This is a genomic window from Streptomyces sp. SD31, from assembly GCF_052068475.1.
GTDB lineage: Bacteria > Actinomycetota > Actinomycetes > Streptomycetales > Streptomycetaceae > Streptomyces.
The window spans coordinates 1-18,662 of sequence record NZ_JBQHCX010000006.1 but is presented as its reverse complement, the minus strand read 5'-3'; the positions used below and the strand labels follow the sequence as shown (position 1 = coordinate 18,662).

Annotated in this window: 15 protein-coding genes and 5 pseudogenes; 15 read left to right on the top strand and 5 right to left on the bottom strand. The window is 69.0% G+C overall.

The features are described from left to right. Positions 1-38 precede the first annotated feature (38 nt). From ACTMVF_RS14300 to ACTMVF_RS14280, 5 genes are all read left to right on the top strand, one after another. Positions 39-440 (top strand): hypothetical protein, encoded by a 402-nt coding sequence (locus tag ACTMVF_RS14300; protein WP_441271384.1) that lies wholly within the window; start codon positions 39-41, stop codon positions 438-440. A 78-nt stretch (positions 441-518) separates the two neighbouring features. Then, positions 519-1,100, top strand: a complete 582-nt coding sequence (locus tag ACTMVF_RS14295) for a carbonic anhydrase (RefSeq protein ID WP_441271383.1) — start codon at positions 519-521, stop codon at positions 1,098-1,100. Positions 1,101-1,114: 14 nt separating this feature from the next. Continuing rightward, complete coding sequence (locus ACTMVF_RS14290; RefSeq protein ID WP_441271382.1) at positions 1,115-2,593, top strand: SulP family inorganic anion transporter; 1,479 nt, start codon at positions 1,115-1,117, stop codon at positions 2,591-2,593. Positions 2,594-2,729: 136 nt separating this feature from the next. Beyond that, on the top strand, positions 2,730-2,966 hold the full coding sequence (locus tag ACTMVF_RS14285; RefSeq protein ID WP_441271381.1) for a DUF6186 family protein: 237 nt from the start codon (positions 2,730-2,732) through the stop codon (positions 2,964-2,966). Between the two features lie 31 nt (positions 2,967-2,997). Beyond that, on the top strand, positions 2,998-3,393 hold the full coding sequence (locus ACTMVF_RS14280; protein WP_441271380.1) for a DUF6256 family protein: 396 nt from the start codon (positions 2,998-3,000) through the stop codon (positions 3,391-3,393). 22 nt (positions 3,394-3,415) lie between these two features. Here ACTMVF_RS14280 and ACTMVF_RS14275 read toward each other — a convergent pair whose 3' ends face one another. After that, entirely contained in the window at positions 3,416-3,778 is a 363-nt protein-coding gene (locus ACTMVF_RS14275) for a helix-turn-helix transcriptional regulator (RefSeq protein WP_441271379.1), read from the bottom strand. 522 nt (positions 3,779-4,300) lie between these two features. Here ACTMVF_RS14275 and ACTMVF_RS14270 point away from each other — a divergent pair. Then, positions 4,301-4,942 carry a carbonic anhydrase gene (locus tag ACTMVF_RS14270; RefSeq protein ID WP_441271378.1) on the top strand — a complete coding sequence of 214 codons (642 nt, stop codon included), beginning with the start codon at positions 4,301-4,303 and terminating at the stop codon, positions 4,940-4,942. 44 nt (positions 4,943-4,986) lie between these two features. On the opposite strand, the pseudogene ACTMVF_RS14265 reads toward ACTMVF_RS14270, so the two are convergent. After that, a pseudogene (locus tag ACTMVF_RS14265) lies at positions 4,987-5,287 on the bottom strand (L-threonylcarbamoyladenylate synthase); the annotation flags it as partial. Between the two features lie 277 nt (positions 5,288-5,564). Between ACTMVF_RS14265 and ACTMVF_RS14260 the strand changes: the two are divergent. The 3 genes and pseudogenes from ACTMVF_RS14260 (at position 5,565) to ACTMVF_RS14250 (ending at position 9,164) form a co-directional block, all read left to right on the top strand. Next, positions 5,565-6,535 (top strand): annotated as a pseudogene (locus ACTMVF_RS14260) (L-threonylcarbamoyladenylate synthase). Positions 6,536-6,686: 151 nt separating this feature from the next. Continuing rightward, positions 6,687-7,202 (top strand): hypothetical protein, encoded by a 516-nt coding sequence (locus ACTMVF_RS14255; protein ID WP_441271377.1) that lies wholly within the window; start codon positions 6,687-6,689, stop codon positions 7,200-7,202. Between the two features lie 722 nt (positions 7,203-7,924). Further along, positions 7,925-9,164 (top strand): annotated as a pseudogene (locus ACTMVF_RS14250) (IS110 family transposase). A 22-nt stretch (positions 9,165-9,186) separates the two neighbouring features. Here ACTMVF_RS14250 and ACTMVF_RS14245 read toward each other — a convergent pair. From ACTMVF_RS14245 to ACTMVF_RS14235, 3 genes are all read right to left on the bottom strand, one after another. Next, the gene (locus ACTMVF_RS14245; RefSeq protein ID WP_441271376.1) at positions 9,187-9,417 is read right to left on the bottom strand and encodes a hypothetical protein; all 231 of its coding nucleotides are present in this window, start codon (positions 9,415-9,417) and stop codon (positions 9,187-9,189) included. 216 nt (positions 9,418-9,633) lie between these two features. Further along, positions 9,634-9,957 (bottom strand): hypothetical protein, encoded by a 324-nt coding sequence (locus ACTMVF_RS14240; protein WP_441271375.1) that lies wholly within the window; start codon positions 9,955-9,957, stop codon positions 9,634-9,636. 656 nt (positions 9,958-10,613) lie between these two features. Next, positions 10,614-10,832 (bottom strand): hypothetical protein, encoded by a 219-nt coding sequence (locus tag ACTMVF_RS14235; RefSeq protein WP_441271374.1) that lies wholly within the window; start codon positions 10,830-10,832, stop codon positions 10,614-10,616. Positions 10,833-10,930: 98 nt separating this feature from the next. On the opposite strand from ACTMVF_RS14235, the pseudogene ACTMVF_RS14230 reads away from it, so the two are divergent. The 6 genes and pseudogenes from ACTMVF_RS14230 (at position 10,931) to ACTMVF_RS14205 (ending at position 18,591) form a co-directional block, all read left to right on the top strand. Further along, positions 10,931-11,748: pseudogene (locus ACTMVF_RS14230) on the top strand (IS5 family transposase). Between the two features lie 208 nt (positions 11,749-11,956). Next, positions 11,957-12,241, top strand: a complete 285-nt coding sequence (locus tag ACTMVF_RS14225; protein WP_441271373.1) for a hypothetical protein — start codon at positions 11,957-11,959, stop codon at positions 12,239-12,241. A 170-nt stretch (positions 12,242-12,411) separates the two neighbouring features. Then, positions 12,412-13,257, top strand: a pseudogene (locus ACTMVF_RS14220) (helix-turn-helix domain-containing protein). Positions 13,258-13,470: 213 nt separating this feature from the next. After that, a complete protein-coding gene (locus tag ACTMVF_RS14215; protein ID WP_441271372.1) occupies positions 13,471-13,893 on the top strand; it encodes a hypothetical protein in 423 nt (140 codons plus the stop codon). Beyond that, positions 13,880-15,220: an ATP-binding protein gene (locus ACTMVF_RS14210; RefSeq protein ID WP_441271371.1), complete on the top strand. Its 1,341-nt coding sequence runs from the start codon at positions 13,880-13,882 to the stop codon at positions 15,218-15,220. Before ACTMVF_RS14215 ends, ACTMVF_RS14210 begins: the two co-directional genes overlap by 14 nt. Beyond that, complete coding sequence (locus ACTMVF_RS14205; RefSeq protein ID WP_441271370.1) at positions 15,217-18,591, top strand: hypothetical protein; 3,375 nt, start codon at positions 15,217-15,219, stop codon at positions 18,589-18,591. Before ACTMVF_RS14210 ends, ACTMVF_RS14205 begins: the two co-directional genes overlap by 4 nt. The last annotated feature ends 71 nt before the right edge of the window (positions 18,592-18,662 follow it).

Here is an 18,662-nt window from a genome sequence, read left to right as displayed (position 1 = left end):
CATGTTCTAGAGACCGCGAACTACCTGGAGGGAGGCTCATGTTCCGAAGCGCGACAGCCCGGACCGTGGCGTCGATCCTCGCCGCCGTCCTGCTCGGCCTCCAGGTTTTCGCGTCCACCGCATCCTTCGCATCCGCGCACACAGCCCGTCACGCCGTGGCCAAGGGTCAGCCCGGAATCAAGCCCTCCGGGAAGGCGCTGCGCGACGAGACCGTCACCTGCCGGGACGCCGGCCGCCACGGGGATCCGACCGGCCCCCTGGGCACCCGCGACCGGCACCGCACTGCCGCCGACTGCGCACCCGAGGCACCCGACCGTCCGCACCTGAGGCAGGGGGCCTCGAAGGCTGACGAGCCGGGCACACCCCGTACCGCGCACCACCGCACGTCGAGAGCCTCAACGGGGCACTCCCCGGCGGCACTTCAGGTATTCCGCTGCTGAGCAGCAGAGCAGCCCCCCACACACCTGTCCTGTCAGCCCGACGCGCCCCCACGGCGCGCCAGGAGGAGTCACCACATCATGCAGCCCCTCATCGACAACGCCCGCATGTTCGGACAGCGCCCTGAGGAGTTCGCCGGCCTTGGCAAAGGCCAGTCGCCCGAGGTCCTGTTCATCACCTGCTCCGACTCCCGGGTCGTTCCGGCCCTGATCACGGGGGCCCGCCCCGGCGAGCTCTTCGAGCTGCGCACCGCGGGCAACATCGTCCCGCCGTACGCCTTGGAGCACCCCACCAGCGAGGCGGCCACCATCGAGTACGCCGTAGAGGTCCTCGGCGTCCGCGACATCGTGGTCTGCGGCCACTCCCACTGCGGCGCCGTGGGCGCCGTGGTGCGCGGCGACGACCTGAACGCCGTACCCGCCGTGCGCGACTGGCTCGCGCACGCCGCCGACGAGCCCAAGTGCTCCGACAAGGCCGACCCTACGGTCGCCGAGGCCGTGCAGAACCACGTCCTGACGCAGCTCCTGCGGCTGCGGTCCTACCCCTGCATCGAGAAGCGTCTGCAGGCGGACCAACTCCGGCTGCACGGCTGGTACTACGAAGTGCACACCGGAGCGGTGCGCGAACACCGTGTGGAGACCGACACGTTCGAGGCGTTGTGAGGGGGCTGACAGTGGTGTCGAAGTTCCCTTACCTGCGGCAGGACTTCGCCGCCTCCATCGTCGTCTTCCTGGTCGCCGTGCCGTTGTGCGTCGGTGTGGCGGTCGCCTCCGGCGTCCCCGCGGAGCTGGGCCTGATCACCGGCATTGTCGGCGGCCTGATCACCGGGCTCATGCCCGGCAGCAGCCTTCAGGTGTCCGGCCCGGCCGCGGGCCTGACCGTGCTGGTCTTCGAGGCGGTCAGTGAGTTCGGCGTGGCCGCGCTCGGCGTGATCGTACTGATCGCCGGACTGCTCCAGCTCGCCATGGGCTTCCTCAAGATCGGCCGCTGGTTCAGGGCGATATCCGTCGCCGTCGTGGAGGGCATGCTCTGCGGCATCGGTCTGGTGATCATTGCCGGCCAGATCTACGCGGCGGCGGGCCTGAAGGCCCCGGAGACAGGCATCGGCAAGATCGTGGGACTGCCCGGGGCGTTCGCCGACGCGCTCGGCAGCACCGAGGCCGTGACCTCACTCGCGATCGGCGCGGGCACCGTCGCCGTCATCGTGCTGTGGAAGAAGATGCCGAAGGCGGTGCAGGCCGTGCCTGGCGCCCTCGCGGCGGTGATGCTGGCCACTCTCGCCTCGCTCGCCTTCAGCCTGCCGGTCGCCACGGTCGAGGTGGAGGGCCTGCTCGGCGTCATCCAGCCGCCCGGCGCGGGCGCCTTCGGTGAGCTGGCCAGCCCGGCCATCTGGGGCACGATCATCGCGTTCGCGCTGATCGCCTCGGCCGAGTCGCTGTTCAGCGCGGCGGCGGTGGACCGGCTGCACGACGGTCCACGCACCCAGTACGACAAGGAGATGATCGCCCAGGGCGCGGGCAACACGGTATGCGGTCTGCTCGGCGCGCTGCCGATGACCGCGGTGATCGTGCGCAGTTCCGCCAACGTCAACGCGGGCGCGAAGACGAAGGCGTCACGGGTGCTGCACGGCGTGTGGCTGTTGCTGTTCGCCGCCGCGCTGCCCTCCGCGCTGGCGCTGATCCCGCTGCCCGCGCTCGCAGGCATCCTCGTGCACGCGGGCTGGAAGCTGATCCCGTTCCGCCAGATCGCCGGTCTGTGGCGGGGCCACAAGGGTGAGGCGCTGATCCTCATGGTCACGGCTGTGTCGATCGTCGCGGTGAACATGTTCGAGGGCGTGCTCATCGGTCTGGCCCTGGCGGTGATCAAGACCGCCTGGGAGGCATCGCACCTGAAGACGGAGGTCATAGACAAGGGCGCCGGGCCGATCCAGGTGTACCTGTCGGGCAACGCGACGTTCCTGCGGCTGCCGAAGATACTCGACAGCCTGGAAGCCCTTCCCCAGGACCGGCCGATCGAGGTGGATCTGTCCGGCCTGCACCACTTGGACCACGCCTGCCGCACGGCCCTGGAGAACTGGGCCGAACGGCACAGCGCACCCGACACCGACCCGGTGAAGGTCACAACCGCCGAACCGGTGAAAACCACGACTCCGTAAGGGCCTCGCCGTAGAGGTCCGCCGCCCGGCCGGAGGCTCGACCGAGCCTCCGGCCGGGCATATCGCTGAAAGTGGTGCGAATACTTACCTAAGCGCAGGAACCCGGCGCTACGGTCTGGACAGAGCGGAGGTCGCGGTGGCGGAGCATCCTGTGATCGGGTATCTCGTCTGGGCGATTCTCTTCGGTGCTGTGTTCGCCTGGGAGGGCATCGCCCTTATGCGGACCGGTGATGCTTTCCCTACCTTGAGTGATGCCTTGGGTGCGGTCATGCGCTACCCGGTGGGCCGGTGGGCGTTGTTTGCGCTGTGGCTGTGGTTCGGCTGGCACACCTTCGTCCGCGGCTGGCACTTCCTGCTCCGGGACGCCCCCTGACGGCCCGCCGGTGGATCACAAGGCTCGCATCGTGCTCCCCACCCACCTGAACATCGCGATCATGCTCGCGGGCTACCTCCTGGTCATGGGCTACCTCGCCCTCGGCCTGCTCTTCCTGCGCCGACACCCGACAGAGCGCGAACAGCTGACCGGAACCGAGGGTCGGCGCATGAAACGCGGCTGGTCCGGCTTCATCCGCCAGGTGGTCTTCACCGCGATCGGTGGATACGTCCTGCTGATGGCCGTCGTGGTCGGCTACTACCACGGCGTGGCGGCCCTGGGCGGCCAGTTCCTGGCCAGCGCGTTCACCGGCAGCGCGACGCTCGTGGGGATCGCTCTGCCCGTTTTCATCGTGGCGTCATGGCTGGTCGAACGGCGGCGGCGAAGTCATCGACCGGCTCTCGGAGTTCGTCGACGGCCTCGATGACGCCAGCCGCCCAGTGCCTGTTTCACATTCCCTGTGGGCAAGCGATGTCAGCACCCGTGCTCGGTGATGCGGTCGGGGTGCCGGACGTGGGCCCTTCGCCGTGATGGGTGAAGAGCTCCAGCAGTGCCCGGATGGGCAAGCCCTCTTCTGCCGGGTGGCGGAAGGCGCCATCCAGGTGGACGGTGTAGCGAGTGCGGCGCCCGATCCGTTCCCGGCTGAGATAACCGGCCTGTTCGAGGTCCGAGACGATGCCCTGGGCGGTGCGTTCGGTGATGTGGCAGGCCGCGGCGATGTCACGGATGCGTGCCGTGGGGTTGCGGGTGACGGCCAGGAGCACGCGGGCGTGGCTGGTGAGAAACGTCCACCCTCCGGCTTGCTCGCCCACGATGAGCCCCCCCGCTCCTTCGGCACCGCCCGGCTGGCACACCGGCAGGAAAGTGCCGGAAACCTGCTTCGCCCATTGTCGCCGGGGAAACAGCGTCCGTGGTCAAGACGGCGTGCCGGACTCGGAGAACCCGGGCTCGGCAGGTCGAATGGTGATGAGATGGATGCTGGCCTGCTGGCCGGTTTCCGCGTGACGCGGCGGTCATCAGCGTGATGGACGGCCCAGCTGGTTTCGGCGTCACATGGACGTCACAGTCCCCGGCAGATCCACTCCTGTGGCGTACATCCCTGTCCCGAGGGGCGTCGTTGGGCGGTGTGTGACGGCGTCGTGGGACGAAGAGACTGGCGCATGGCCAGGCGGTACGGGCACGCCGTTGTGGGCCGAGCAGCTCCGCAGCGCGCTGAGGCGGCAGGTCGAAGGCGACATCGCCCGGCGTTTGGGTGTGCCGCCAGCGGAAGTGCGCACGGCGCCGTGCGTGGACCTGGCCGCGCGTTTCCCCTGGGTGGGCCGTAGCCTGCGGCCATGACTGAGATACCGACGCCGACTCCCGATGATGCCTTCGAGATGCTGCTGGCCGGCAACCAGCGGTTCGTCATCGGCTCGCCGGAGCACCCCAACCAGGACGCCGTACGCCGCACCGAGACCGCACCGGCTCAGAGTCCCTTCGCGGTGCTGTTCGGGTGTTCTGATTCCCGGCTGGCCGCCGAGATTATCTTCGACCGGGGGCTGGGTGATCTGTTCGTGGTGCGCACGGCCGGGCATGTGATCGGTTCGGAGGTGCTGGGCAGCATCGAGTATGGGGTGAGCGTGCTGGACTGCCCGCTGGTCGTGGTCCTGGGCCATGACTCGTGCGGCGCGATCGCGGCTGCCTGCGCCGCCGCCGACGGCGGCAGGGTGCCTGCTGGCTTTGTCCGTGACGTCGTCGAGCGGGTGACGCCGAGCGTGCTGGCGGCTCGCGCCGCCGGACGCGAGCAGGCTGAGGAGATTCTCGATGAGCACATCCGGCACACCGTCGACCTGCTGCTGGACCGCTCCCGCGTCCTGGCCGAGCGGGTGGCCGCCGGCCGCCTCGCCGTGGCGGGCCTGTCCTACCGGCTGGCCGACGGCAGTGCGCAGCTGGTCGCCTCCCATGGCCTGAGCAAGGCTGCTGCCTTCGCACGGTGAAACCCGCTGCCGCCCGCCCGGTGTTCAGCGTTCCTGGAAGCGGTCGGGAACGCCTTGCGGAGCTGGACGGCGCCGATCGCGCCGCCCGCAGCAGGAGGGGGACGATGCCGGTAACGTCCACGATCGACGACGGCACGGCGCCGCCGGGGTGGGGCTAGCGTCGAGGTAGACAGTCACCGCCTCGCCGAGCATGGTCCAGGCCGCGTCGCAGTCCTGGGGGGACGGCTGCCCGGTCAGGTTGGCGCTGGAGACGGCCAGTGGCCCGGTCTGGCTGAGCAGGTCGATGGCCACCGGCTGCGCGGGCATACGGACCGCCACCGTGCCGTGGGACTCGCCCAGGTCCCATCCAGAGGGTCCGCCGCTACTTCACGCCGTCGCCGGAGGCGATCGCCGAGGTCACCAGTCTGATCGCACCAGGCGACGCCCGGCGGTGACCGGCCAGCCGGCGTAGGGCCTGCGGGTTCTACGCTGAGCCGGGTTGTCCTGGCGCTGTTCACCGGTGCCGCCGTGACAGCTGTCGTGCGGCCTTCGCTCACGCGGTGCCGTCGGCCCTGGGTTCGTCGTTATGCGCAGACGAGACCATGGAATGTGTTAGCGGAGCAGTGAGAGGATCGCGAGGGGGATGGCAAGAACCGGTGACATCGAGAAGGCGGCCGGTGTGCTGCGCGCTGGCGGGCTGGTGGCCTTTCCGACCGAAACCGTCTACGGTCTGGGCGCCAACGCCGAGGACTCCGCCGCCGTCGCGCGCGTCTTCCAGGTCAAGGGGCGCCCGCCCTCCCACCCGCTGATCGTCCACCTCGGCGGCGCTGAGCTGCTGGGCGACTGGGTCGAGGACGTGCCTGCGACGGCGCGCCTGCTGGCCGAACGCTTCTGGCCGGGGCCACTCACGCTGGTCCTGCGGCGCGGTCGCCGAGTGCCCCTCGAAGCAACCGGTGGCCTTCAGACGGTGGCCGTGCGGGTGCCCGACCACCCCGTCGCGCTCGCGCTGCTGGCAGCCTTCGGCGGCGGTGTCGCGGCCCCGTCCGCCAACCGCTTCGGCTCGGTCAGCCCCACCACGGCGAACCACGTCCGTGCGGAACTCGGTGATGCCGTCGACTTCGTGCTGGACGGCGGCCCCTGCGAGGTCGGCGTCGAGTCGACCATCGTCGACGCCACGGGCGAGATCCCGAGTGTCCTTCGGCCCGGCGGGGTGACGCGCGAGGATCTCGAAGCGGTGCTGGGGTGCCCGCTTGCGGTCCACTCGACGAGCCGCGTTCGGGTGCCGGGCCAGCATCCGTCCCACTACGCGCCGCGTGCGCGGGTCGTCCTCGTCGAGCCCGAGAAGGTCGTCGTCGAAGCGGAGCTTGCGCAGGAGCTGGGGCACCAGGTGGGCGTCTTTCTTCCCCCTCCTTCGCCGACGTTCCGGTCAAGGCGCACGCCGTGCTGGCGGTCCCCGGTTCGATGGCCGCCTACGCGCGCGGGCTGTACGGGTTCCTGCGCGAAGTCGACCAGCAAGGGTGCGACCTCATCGTCGCGTCCTTGCCGGCGGAGGAAGGGCTGGGACTCGCAATCGCCAACCGGCTCCGCCGCGCAGCGGGGCCCCGGCCCTCTTAAGTGACCAGCACCGACGCCGTTGGATGTTCCCGGACTCGGCCACCGCTGCTGAACCCACGCACCATTCGGCGGCCCAGGGCTGTGGACGCGATGGATGGATCCGCGGCACAGCGGGCTGCGTGCCGACCTCCTCAAGGCGCATGGTGGTGGGATGGACAGGCGTCCTCCCGTGGTGGTGCTGCCACCCGCGCCGGACGGCGGGCGGCGGGTGACGATCCACGGCGAGCGCATGGGCACCGCGTACAACCTGTTCGACGTGCTCGACTTCCTGCATCAGGCCGGCCTGCCCTCCAAGGACACTGCCGTCGACGACCCCGAGCTGATCGAGTGGCGCGGCGGGGGGCCCTACGACTGGAACAACACGGCCTTACGTCGGCCTCAGCCGATGTCGAACAGCAGTCCCCTCGTCGGCGGGATCAGGAGGCGACGACACGGCCGGTCACCAAGTCCGCCACTGCCACGGCCAACGAGACTGTGGCTCCCGGGCCCCGGGAGGCCGCCGGACGCAACAGACGGGCGGCTCGCTCCTGTGGCGGCCCGCTGCGGGTACGTTCTGGACGGCCTGAGCCTCAGCAGCGCGGAGGACCAGCGCGCGGTGCGGGACGCCCTCGATGAACTGCTCGACCTGGTGGTGCTCGCAGGCATCCTGCCCCCAGCCGCCACCTGACGGCCGAGCCGGGCAGCCCGTGAAACCTGTTGCAGTGGATGTTGCGCTAAGCGTTGCGCCAACGTGTTGCGGTAGGTGTTGCGCACGCCTCCACAGCGTCCCGGAGTTCGCCCAGGTCACCCCGCGCGTTCGGCGTGGTCGGGCCGCTGACATCCCCGTTGCGGCCCCCTTCGCCCATGCCCTAATCCGTAGTTAAGGGCATCCCGATGGAGCGGAAACTTCGTGGGATGTTCGAGTACGGGGCTGTGATGCCTCTGGCCGGCCGGGTCGACTGAGACCTTCGCATAGAGCGGCGCGCGGTCCCGGTGCTCTGGTGTGATGGCGGTTCTCGGCAGAGCGGGTGCTGTTCGGCGTCTTTGTGGCCGCCACCACGAACGATGGGCGTTGGCGCCCGTCGGCGCTGGACGGACGCCTGCCCATGCCTGGGCCTTGAGGCCTCCAGCCAGAGCGGCGCCGTTCAGCGTCGACGAGCGTCAACACCCGTCGCTCGATCACTCGTTGGTGTTGGTGGTGCGAGCCCACTGCATGGTGACCTCTTGATACGCCCGAGCCGTTCGAGCTCCCGCGCAGACCGAGGCCCGTGAGGTGCGCTGGTGCCACGAACGGCTAGTGAGGTGTCGGCCCGACCTGAGGTGCGGTCGAGGCCTGGGATTAGGTCGCTCGCGTGGCCCGCATGCGCTCGTGACCAGCGCAAACGCCCTGCGTATAGGGGAGGAATCAACTTGATCTACTGCGGAATCGACTGGGCAGAACGCACCCACGACGTCGCCTTGGTCGACGACACCGGCCAACTGGTGGCCAAGCGGCACATCACCGACGACGCGGCTGGCTACAAGCTGCTTCTGGAACTGCTCGTCGAACACGGCGACACCGAGGAGAACCCGATCCCGGTGGCGATCGAGACGTCCCGCGGCCTGCTGGTCTCCGTACTACGGACCAGCAAACGGAAGGTCTACGCGATCAACCCGATGGCTGCCGCCCGCTACCGCGACCGGCACAGCGTCTCCCGCAAGAAGTCCGACCCCGGCGACGCCCTCGTCCTGGCCAACATCCTGCGCACGGACATGCACGCCCACCGCCCGCTGCCCGACGACTCCGATCTCGGCCGCGCCATCGCCGTACTCGCCCGAGCTCAGCAGGACGCGCTGTGGAACCGGCAGCAGCTCGCCAACCAGCCCCGTTCCCTCCTGCGTGAGTACTATCCGGCCGCCCTGGAAGCCTTCGCCACCTGGACCAACGGCCTGTGCCGCCCCGAGGCCCGCGAGCTCCTCAAGGTCGCACCGACCCCCACGCGGGCCACGCGGTTGACCCGCACCCAGCTCCAGGCCGCCCTCAAACGCGCCGGCCGCAAGCGCGGCATCGAGGCAGAAGCCGACCGCATCCGCGACATCTTCCGCGCCGACTGGGCCCACCAACCGCCACTCGTCGAGGACGCCCTCGGCAAACAGATGCTCGCCCTCCTCACCCAGCTGGAAGCCGCCTGCACCGCCGCCGACCAGCTCGCCGAGGCGGTGGAAGAGGCGTTCCCTCAGCACCCGGACGCGGAGATCCTGCTGAGCTTCCCCGGGCTCGGCATCCAACTCGCCGCCAGGATCCTGGCTGAGATCGGGGACGACCGCAACCGCTTCGCCGACGCCCGCGGCCTGAAGGCCTACGCCGGCTCCTCGCCCGTCACCAGAGCCTCCGGCAAGAAGTGCGCCATCACCAGACGCTGGGTGAAGAACGACCGCCTCAACCACGCCGGCTACCTCTGGGCGTTCGCCGCCCTGCGTCACTCACCAGGAGCCGGCGTCCACTACCGCCGACGCCGCGAGATCGGTGACTGGCACGCGGCCGCCCAGCGCAACCTCTTCAACCGCATGATCGGCCAGCTCTACCACTGCCTCCAGCACCGCAAGTGCTATGACGAGACCCTGGCCTTCCCGCCCCCCGCTCGAAGCCGCAGAATCAGCTGCCGCATAGATCACGGCTGGCCGGGTCGCCCTCACTCAGGGATGACCAGTCCACGCTCGCGCAGCTGCGGCAGGCAGATCTCGAGGCAGGCTTCCACCGAGGCGGCATCAGTACGCACGAGCAGGCCCTCGTGGAAGGGGACACCGCTCGCGACGAAGGTCCACGGCCTCACTCCGTCACGCATGCGTTCCGCATCCGCCTTGAACAGCACCGTGACCCCTTGCTCGGCCAGCGCCGCCATGACACGCACCACGTCGACCACCGTTACACCCCACCTGTTCGAATAGGCGGGTAACACTACCTGGGCTACCAGGACCCCGACTTGACGGCAAAGCAAGGTGAGGTGTCTGGCTGGAGTTGAGGGAGAGGAAGAGGCGGGATGGGCGGCGCGGACGCAGCCGGGGATCGGGGCGCGCTCGCCCATGTTGCGCGTCGGCGCTGCCGCCGCGCCGGGGCGCCGACGGGGCGGCGGCCGGTGTCAGTGGTCCGTGGGCGGCCCTACGTGCAGTGACCACTGCCCGGTGAATTCGTCCAGGTCGATGCGCAACGGCTCCAGCGCGTCGGCCTCCTGGACGTCGGCCCGGATGATGCGGCCGGTTCCCAGATGCAGCGACACCCGCAACTGGCGGCCGATCCGGTTGGGCACCTCCATCCCCATGAGCGGGAGAGACAGCATGGCGCCGGCCTTCAGCACGAACGGCAGTTCAATGCTCTGGCCGTCGTTCTCGAACCGCACGGGTGCGTGGAAGATGACTGCGGGGTTGAAGATCAGCTCAGTGCGCCGGGCCCGTTTCCATCCCACCCGTTTAACGGCCCGCAGCCGCCACAGGGCCCGCCGGAGGCGGTGGCCCGGGGACGGGCCGTTTGTCGTCGCTTGTATCGGGGCGGTTCTGAGAGCGCGTCAGCTGGCGGGGGCATCCGGGCGTCCGCCGGTCCCGAGCGCTCGCCGCGGGCCTCGGGGTATCGCCGCATGGGCTCCGAGCACTCCGCGGGCTCGCAACTCGTCAAGGTCGGGGATGCGGACACCGGGGAGTGTGTCGAGGAGGTCGGCCTGGGCGGCACGGATGCTGTTCACGGAAGCCTGAGGGCCGGGGCCAAGGGTGCGGCGGGTCACTCTGGTCATCGTACGGGCGGCCGCTGGCGCGGCTGGCACTGCAACTAAGCGGTGGGATACCGACGAAGACCTGCGGCCTGCGGTTTTGCGGCGGTTCCTGGGTGGGGATCCCGTGATACCGCTGGGAGAATCCCGGGAGTTCCGGGCCCTGGTCGATCGCTGATTCGGGCCGGTCCAGTCCTGGACCGTGACGCACCCATCCGACCGGTCCGCCGGGCGGCTACCCGCTGCGTATGGTGCCGCCGGCGCCCACCGAGGGGTGAGCGAAACCCGTCACGAGCGGCACCGGCTCCAGCGTGTACGCGATTCCCACCGGACTGCCCGGTCACGGCCGCCGCCGCTAGCTAGGGAGTCCACTTGTACTTGCCGCCGCCGACCCATCTCACGATCGACGGGTCGTCGAGATCCACATGCGTCAGTCCCGCCTGGTGCGCGAGCCGGATCACGTCGAGCATGTCGTGAGCGGTGCCCGCAGTCGTGCCACGGATCTGGACGATGCGAAACGGGGGATCGCCAGGATTGACGGCGGAAACGACAATGGGAGGACCTGCGTAGTCGCTCATGTCTCCAGCTTGTGGCAGCGGCATCGCGGGCGCATGCGGGCGTGATCGCCCTAGGCGGTGTCTTCAAATGATCTTGAGTGGTGGATCATGGTCGGGTGATACGTCGACATGAACTGTCGGATGCCGAATGGGAGTTCGTCCGGCCGCTGCTGCCCGCCTCGTTGCGGGGCAGGAAGAGGCTGGACGACCGCACCGTGCTCAACGGGATCGTGTGGAAGTTCCGTACGGGGACGGCTTGGCGGGACGTGCCCGAGCGGTACGGTCCGTGGGCCACGCTGCACACCCGGTTTCGCCGGTGGGCCCTGGACGGCACGTTCGAGCGGATGCTCCAGGCCGCCCAGGCGAGGGCGGACGCGACCGGAGACATCGACTGGCTCGTGTCGATCGACTCAACCGTGGTCCGTGCCCACCAGCACGCTGCCGGGGCCCGAAAAGGGGGCTCCGCAGCCCCGGACTCGGTCGGTCCCGAGGCGGCCTGACCAGCAAGATTCACCTGGCATGCGATGCCCTGGGACGACCGCTCGCCTTCACCGTCACAGGCGCGAACACCAACGACTGCACCCAGTTCACCGCCGTGATGGACGCGATACGGGTGCCCCGCCTCGGGCCGGGACGGCCCCGTGTCCGGCCCGACCACGTCATCGGCGACAAGGGCTACAGCTCGAAAGCGATCCGGGCCTGGCTCAGGCGGCGGGGTGTCGGCCATACCATCCCGGAACGTTCCGACCAGATCCGCAACCGGCTCCGGCGCGGCCACCGCGGCGGGCGCCCGCCCGCCTTCGACAAGCGGCGCAACGTGGTCGAACGCTGCTTCAACCGCTTGAAGCAGTGGCGAGGCATCGCCACCCGCTACGAGAAGACCGCCGAGTCCTACCAAGCAGCCGTCACCCTCGCATCGCTCCTGATGTGGGCGTGACATTTGAAGACACCCCCTAGTGCCGCATCAGGCAACGTTCGCCCTGTTCACGACGCATCGCTTGGTTGCTGTGCCTGGCGGCACCGATGTGTTGCGTCGATGGAAGTCACGCACCTGCGGTAGAGCTGGCTACGACGTGCATAGTCGGAACACCGAGTTCGGTGCGTGCGGCCGAGATGGCGGCGAGTCGGGCTGCGGAAAGGTACAGGTGAATGGCCTCGCCAACGGGCTGCCGCACAGCCTCGGTAAGTCGCTCGGTGAGGGCATAGTCGGCGTCGGCCACCGGTTGAGTGCAAAGGATGTGCACCTCGACGTGAAGCAGCCAGAGACGGCTGGTCAGGTCTGCGGCCTCCTGCGCGGTCACCTCCTCGCCAGCGGAACGCCGCTCCGCAGCTCGTTCGAGTTCTCGTACGAGTGCGAAGAACCGGATCAGGACGTCTTTGCGTTCGTCTCGAAGACGGAGAACGGCCGCGTGCTGATCTTGCTGTTCTGATGATCGTGCGCCACCGCTCACTGAGAAGGGTGCCAATGATGCCGATTCCGGCACCGAGTAGTCCGCTGGCGGCCGTGATGATGTTCACCCAGATGCCCATGACCACCCACTGTGGCGCATGGTCGAGAGCCTTGAGCCGTAGTCCGGTAAAGGACGGCCAGAATGATCACGTGGCTGAACGTGTGCAGGTCCGGGAGATTGATGACGACGAGGGCAGGCGGCTGCTGCGGATCATCCGCAGAGGCACCGGGTCGGTGGTGACCTGGCGGCGGGCCCAGATGGTGCTGTTATCCGCGCAAGCCATGCCCGTGGTCAAGATCGCCGAGGTGACGTTCACCAGCCCGGACCGGGTCCGGGACGTGCTCCACAACTTCAACACTGACGGCTTCGACTCGCTCTACCCGAAGTACAAGGGCGGCCGCCCGAAGACCTTCACCCTCCCGGAACGCCGGGAGATCAAGAAGATCGCCAAGTCCAAGCCGGCCGAGCATGGCCTGCCGTTCTCGACCTGGAGCCTGGCCAAGCTGGCCGACTTCCTGGTCGCCGAGGGGGTGGTCGACGAATCAGCCACGAGGGCCTTCGGGTCCTGCTCCGCGAGGAGGGCGTCTCGTTTCAATGCGTGAAGACCTGGAAGACCTCACGCGACCCGGACTACGCGGCCAAGAAGGCCCGGGTCGAGCATCTCTACGCGATCGCCGACGGCGAGGTCATACCCGAGGAAGGCGAGCCCGAAGTCATCTTGTGCCTGGACGAGTTCGGGCCGCTCACCCTCCAGCCCCACCCCGGTTCGGCAATGGGCCGAACGTGGCGGCCGGCACAAGGATCCCGATCGTGAGCCCCGGCCCCGCCGCCGGGCGACCTACACGGCGCTGGCCGCCGTCCGGGCGCCGGTCGAGCATGGCTTCGCGCACCTGAAGAACTGGCGGGTACTCGGCAAGGTCCGCACCGACCCGAAATGGGCGACCGCCTTAGTCCGGGCTCTGCTGGTCCTCTGGAACCGCGAAGTCGTCCGCTGACCGATGACCTAGACGGGAGTCATGCGCTCGTGACCAGCCCGAGTACCCCGAAGCCCGCGCACACCAGCCTCATGACTAGGGACTTCACGATGCACATCGCTCACTGAAAGCGGCTGCCGGGCGCCATCCCATCTGGGGGCGCCCGGCAGCACGCACCCGCTCGATGAGAAGAATGGCGTGACAAGTCCCGCTGTAGTGGGCTTTCATTTCTCCATGGCTTCTCGCGGGCAACTGGCTTCGGCCATCGGGGTATTGGCTTCCGTGGCCGGTGGAGTCGCGACCAATCGTGTCGAGGGTGCGCTGTGGGCCCAGGCCGTGTGGTTCGCGGCCGCGGCCACGTTCGCCGGGTCGGCGGCGTGGCTGATGCGCCGCCCTGTCCCTCTGGCCGGGGACGACGAGGAGGATCCTCAGCCCGGCAATCCGCGACCCGGTGACGGGCCCTCGGGCCGGTCGCTGCGACTGACCGACACCGGATCGGCCACTGGGCGTGAGGCGAACACCGGTGTGACAGCCCCGGCCGACGCGATGCCCGACGATGTGATCGTCGAGCGAACCGGCGATGCGAACGCGACGGACGACGGCATCGCCAACGCAGGCGTAAGGATCACCGGGCGGGACCCACATGAGCCACGGTGAAGGCCGGCCGGAGCCGGGTTTCCGGCTGAGCAACACCGGCCGTGCCCAGGGCGGGGACGGCGCGGACGTCAACAGCGGATTGCAGATCAAGGATTCCCGCAACGTCAACATCAACAGCCCCATCTACAACAGCTTCTTCGATCCCCAGTACGCACCGCTGGCGAGCAGGATCATCAGCTACGGCGAGTTGATCGCCGAGCGGACGAACGGGTTCGTCGGGCGCCGATTCGCCACGGACGCCGTGGACGCGTTCCTACGCGATCGACGCTCGGGTTATCTGGTGATCGAGGGAGAACCGGGGATCGGGAAGACGACCCTCCTCGCGCAGCTCGTCAAGACCCGCGCCTATCCCCATCACTTCGTGGTCGCCACGCAAGGCGTCACCAGGGCCGAGCAGTTCCTGGCCAACATGTGCGCCCAGCTGATCGCCACTTATCGCCTCGACCAGCAGAACTGGCTGCCGCCCGAGGCGACCCGGGACGGGGCCTACCTCTCCGAACTGCTCCGGCTGGCCGCTCAAAGCCGCAGCACGGACACGCCTGGCGGCCAGAACATCGTGCTCGTCGTGGACGCCCTGGATGAGGCCGAGGCCGCCGCGGACGTACGGGCGAACGTGCTCTACCTTCCCAAGCACCTGCCCGAGGGTGTCTTCTTCATCGTCTCCAGCCGGACACGTGACCGCACCGACCTGCGACTACAGGCCGATTCCCTGGGCTACTTCACTCTGGACTCACGCTCGGACGCCAACCTCGCCGACATCTCCCTCTATGTGGAGGCTTTCGCCGCTCGGCCGGCTCTCAGGGCCCGTCTGACAGACCTCGGCCTCACGGTCCCCGCATTCGTGTCAGCGCTCGTGGACAAGGCCGAAGGCAACTTCATGTACCTGCACCACGTGCTCCCGGCCATTGAAGAGGGCAGGCTCGGCGGCGGCGGATTGGACGAACTCCCCGCCGGTCTGCGCGCCTACTATGACGCCCATTGGCGCCAGATGAAGGCCGAGGGCGGCGAGGAGTGGTTCACGTTCCGGCAGCCGGTGATCGTCTACCTCGCGGCCGCGAAGAAACCGGTCAGCGCTCGCCAACTCGCCACCATGAGCAGAATCCCGTTCCCACGGGTGGCCGACACCCTGCGACTGTGGCGGGAGTTCATCCAGATCGAAACGGTCGCGGGAATGCCGCGCTACCGCATCTACCACATGAGTTTCCAGGACTTCCTGCGGTCGAAGGAAGAAGTCCAGGAAGAAGTCCGGGAAATGGATCTGAAGCAGGCCCACAGCCGGATCGCCGACCATCTCATGGCACGGCACCTACCGGACGGCCGGCGTTGACGGAGGACACCCTCGACCACATCGAGGGCCTGGCCGATGCGGAGGACGAGGAAGACATCGAGTACCTCCTCGACTATCTCGCCGATCACCTCACCGAGGCCGGGCGCGATGTCGATCTGCGTCATCAGATCACGCCGAAATGGCTGGAGTTGAAGCGGACCCATCAGGGTCTGGACGCCTACCGGAGCATGGCCCGCGACATCTCGCTCGCCTTGAAGGCCCTGCCGACGACGACCGAGGAGCTTCCGGAGTTCCTGCGCCTGTGTGTGCTGGCAGGCACCCTGAACACCCTGGTCACCGACATGCCGCCGGAGGCGCTGGCCGCGCTCAGTCGTGCGGGCCGCATCGACGAGGCGCTGACGGCCGTCACCATGATGACCGGCCGCCGACGCCGGGTGACGGCCCTGCACTCCATCGCGTCGGGCTGCGCCGATATGGCGCCGATCGAGGCAGGGGCGTTATGGCTCCAGGCGCAGTCCCTGGCCGAACAGCTGCCCGACGACGCTCAGGCGGGCCGCCTGCTGGCGGCCATCGCTCGCGGCCGGACCGAGGCATGGGCGGACGGATCCGGGCTCGGCCCCGCGGAGCTGGCCGACCAGCGGCTGACGCTCAGTCAGTCCAGCGGCGCAGCAGACGAGTTGCTGATCGCCGAAGGCAGAGTCGATCTCGCGGCCGTCCACCTCGCCTGCGGACGGGCGACGCAGGCACAGCACCATCTCCACCAGGCCCGCCCCGTGCTCGCGCGGCTCACGCCGAGGCGGGACGAGCAGCGTTTCTCAGCGGTGTTCGAGGCCTTCACCGGCCTGGCCGTCGGTGCGCAGGACCCCGGGCTGCGCACGGTGCCGCACGAGGGTCTGTGGGAGGACCCAGGACAGGCGACACTGCTGGCGGCCACCCGGATGACCCGGGCCACCGCGCTGGCCGCCTGCGCCGTCGGCGCACGCCGAGCGGGTGACCCGGACCTGGCGGCCCGCGCACTGGACCAGGCGAAAGCCACAGCGGGACGCAAGGGCACGATCGGATACTTCTCCACGCTCGCCATGGCGGTGGCGGCGGTCCGTCCGCACGCGGTCCAGGAGGTGAAGGAGGCCGTGGCAGCCATCGACTCCCTGATCCGCGAACTGGACACAAAGGAGGCACAGCTCAGGACCAAGGCCACCTGGGGCCCGACCCGCATGGACGCGTTGTCGGGGAACGCGGCGCGGATCGACCATGGGCGAGACGGCGCCGAGATCCGTCTGCTGCACCAGGAGAACCGCGTCACCCGATGTGCCGCCTACGCCCGGGCCGCGGTCGCCCTCCAGCGCATCGGTGACACCAGGGCCGCAACCGACCGGTTCGCCCGGGCCACCGAACAGATCGCCGGACTGCCCGGCGACCGCGGCACGGCGATCACCGCGCTGCTGGCCGCCGCACCGGAACTCAACGCGGACGCCGAGGCGGCCACAGCGGTCACCGCCTCCATCGTCGACCGCTTGATGCTGGACTGGACGAACGCCCTCGAAGGAGCGATCAATGGCCCTGAGGGATCGGACACCCTGATTCGCACGCATGCCGGAGCCGCCGACGTACAGGGACTCCTTCGGATGGCGTCCGCGGCGAGGTCGTCCGGCAAGCAGCCCGAGGCGGACGTGATCCGTGCCGAACTCGCCTATGAGCTGGCGCGGTCGGGGCAGGGCCGCCGCGCCCGTCGGCTCGCCCGTACCGCCGGTCGTCGCCCCCGGTGGAACGGCTCGGGAGACCACACCTTCCACCGACTGGCCCTGGCCGCCGACGCGTTCGCCGCGCTGGGACGGACCCGAGCCGCGCACCGCAGACTGCGCTCGGCCCGCCGAGCCATGGACCGCTGGTGGGGCGAACCGGAAACGATCCTCGGCCTGATCGGCGGACTCATCCGGCTGATCCTGACCGACGATGACGACGATCACTGGTTCGAGTCGCCCGAGAGCGTCACCGCCTGCTGCGCCGCCATGCTTCGCCCGGCTCTCCTCAGCCATGACATCAAGACCACCCACTGGGTGGTGGACCGTCTCACCCGCCTCCGACAACCCCACCTCTTGACAGCCGCACTGGCCGACGGAATCAGCAGGGCGCGGCAATCGGATCCCGAGCCCGAGTTCCCCGCGCACCTGCGAGCGCCGCTGTCGGCCGCGCTCGTCGCGGCGAGTCAGGCGCTCCCCGATGACGTCGAAGCGAACCTCCGTGTCCTCCAGGCCCTGGAGGATCTGCGCGACGAGGAGGCCGCGGCGGCCGTCGCTTCATCGGTCCTCGACCACGGGCCCGGCCGCAGCGCCTTGCTGCGGTTCCGGGCGGATGCCTGCCTCATCGGCGACGATCGTCCTGATCACCTCAAGAACGCCCTGACGGCCGTGTCCGCCCAGGACGATCCCGACCGCCGCAGATGGATGATCGGTGTCGTGCTGGACAGGCTCCGGTACCGCACCTACCAGCCGACGGACACCGACCTCCACCGTCTCCTGGAACTCGTCGAGGCCGACAACGACCCGGAGAGCGCCGCAGCCCTCCTCGATTACGGCATAGCGCTGCCGCCGGGAATCGCTCATGTGACGGTAGTGACGGCCGCGACCCACAGCATCCGGCGCCTGAGCCTGGACGCGCCCTACCTGAACGCGGCGCTCGCCAAGGCAGCCGCAGTCGAGGACGATCGCTCACTGGCGACCACCACGCTCGCTGCCGGCGCACGCTCAGCCGCCCGTACCGTCTCCGACCACGACGACGTCACGGCGCGAGCCGACACCGAGCCCGGCGCCATCGCGGGCTATCTGGAGGCTGTGGCCCCGGCGTTGAGAACGCTCGACCCGACCGGAACCCTGCAACGCCGCATCTGGTCGAGGATCCACTCACTCGACGGCTTCCGTACCGAGCACGAGATCGGTGGTGGTCGGCGACACCGGCCTCCGGTGGCCGATATCGCCGTGTACACCCTCGCTCCACTGATCCTTTTCCCGCTGTACTGGCCGTACTTCACCATGATCAACTATGTGGGCGTCAGCCTGATGGTCTGGATCGGCAGCGGCAGCTACGGACCGTGGTGGCTCGTGGCGGGCGCCGCCCTCATAGGCACCACCGTCCGCGCCTTCCGATCCGTCTCCCGCCGCGAACAGCCGCCCTCACGCTGGGCGGCAGCCACGGTGTGCCCCCTCATGGCACCACCGATGCTCCTGGGCGCGTGGTGCAGCGCGAACGGGTTCGTCCGCCACTGGCTGTCGGGCGTCTTCCACGGCAGCCCGACATCCGTCGCCGTCCTGTTCACGATCTCCTGCTGCGCCATCGCCGTCACGCTCGGATACCAGACCTGGAAGATCTGGCAGAACGACCCTCGCGCACACGGCGGCGTCCGACAACGCTAGGGTCCGTCTTCAAAGATCGCAGTGTGGTGGATCATGGTGGAGTGATACGCCGTCATGAACTCACCGATCAG

Bases quoted from the DNA above. Each gene is read 5' to 3' on its own strand.
- ACTMVF_RS14300 (WP_441271384.1), top strand. From the start codon at position 39: ATGTTCCGAAGCGCGACAGCCCGGACCGTGGCGTCGATCCTCGCCGCC.
- ACTMVF_RS14295 (WP_441271383.1), top strand. From the start codon at position 519: ATGCAGCCCCTCATCGACAACGCCCGCATGTTCGGACAGCGCCCTGAG.
- ACTMVF_RS14270 (WP_441271378.1), top strand. From the start codon at position 4,301: ATGACTGAGATACCGACGCCGACTCCCGATGATGCCTTCGAGATGCTG.
- ACTMVF_RS14255 (WP_441271377.1), top strand. From the start codon at position 6,687: ATGGACAGGCGTCCTCCCGTGGTGGTGCTGCCACCCGCGCCGGACGGC.
- ACTMVF_RS14235 (WP_441271374.1), bottom strand. From the start codon at position 10,832: ATGAGCGACTACGCAGGTCCTCCCATTGTCGTTTCCGCCGTCAATCCT.
- ACTMVF_RS14215 (WP_441271372.1), top strand. From the start codon at position 13,471: ATGGCTTCTCGCGGGCAACTGGCTTCGGCCATCGGGGTATTGGCTTCC.
- ACTMVF_RS14210 (WP_441271371.1), top strand. From the start codon at position 13,880: ATGAGCCACGGTGAAGGCCGGCCGGAGCCGGGTTTCCGGCTGAGCAAC.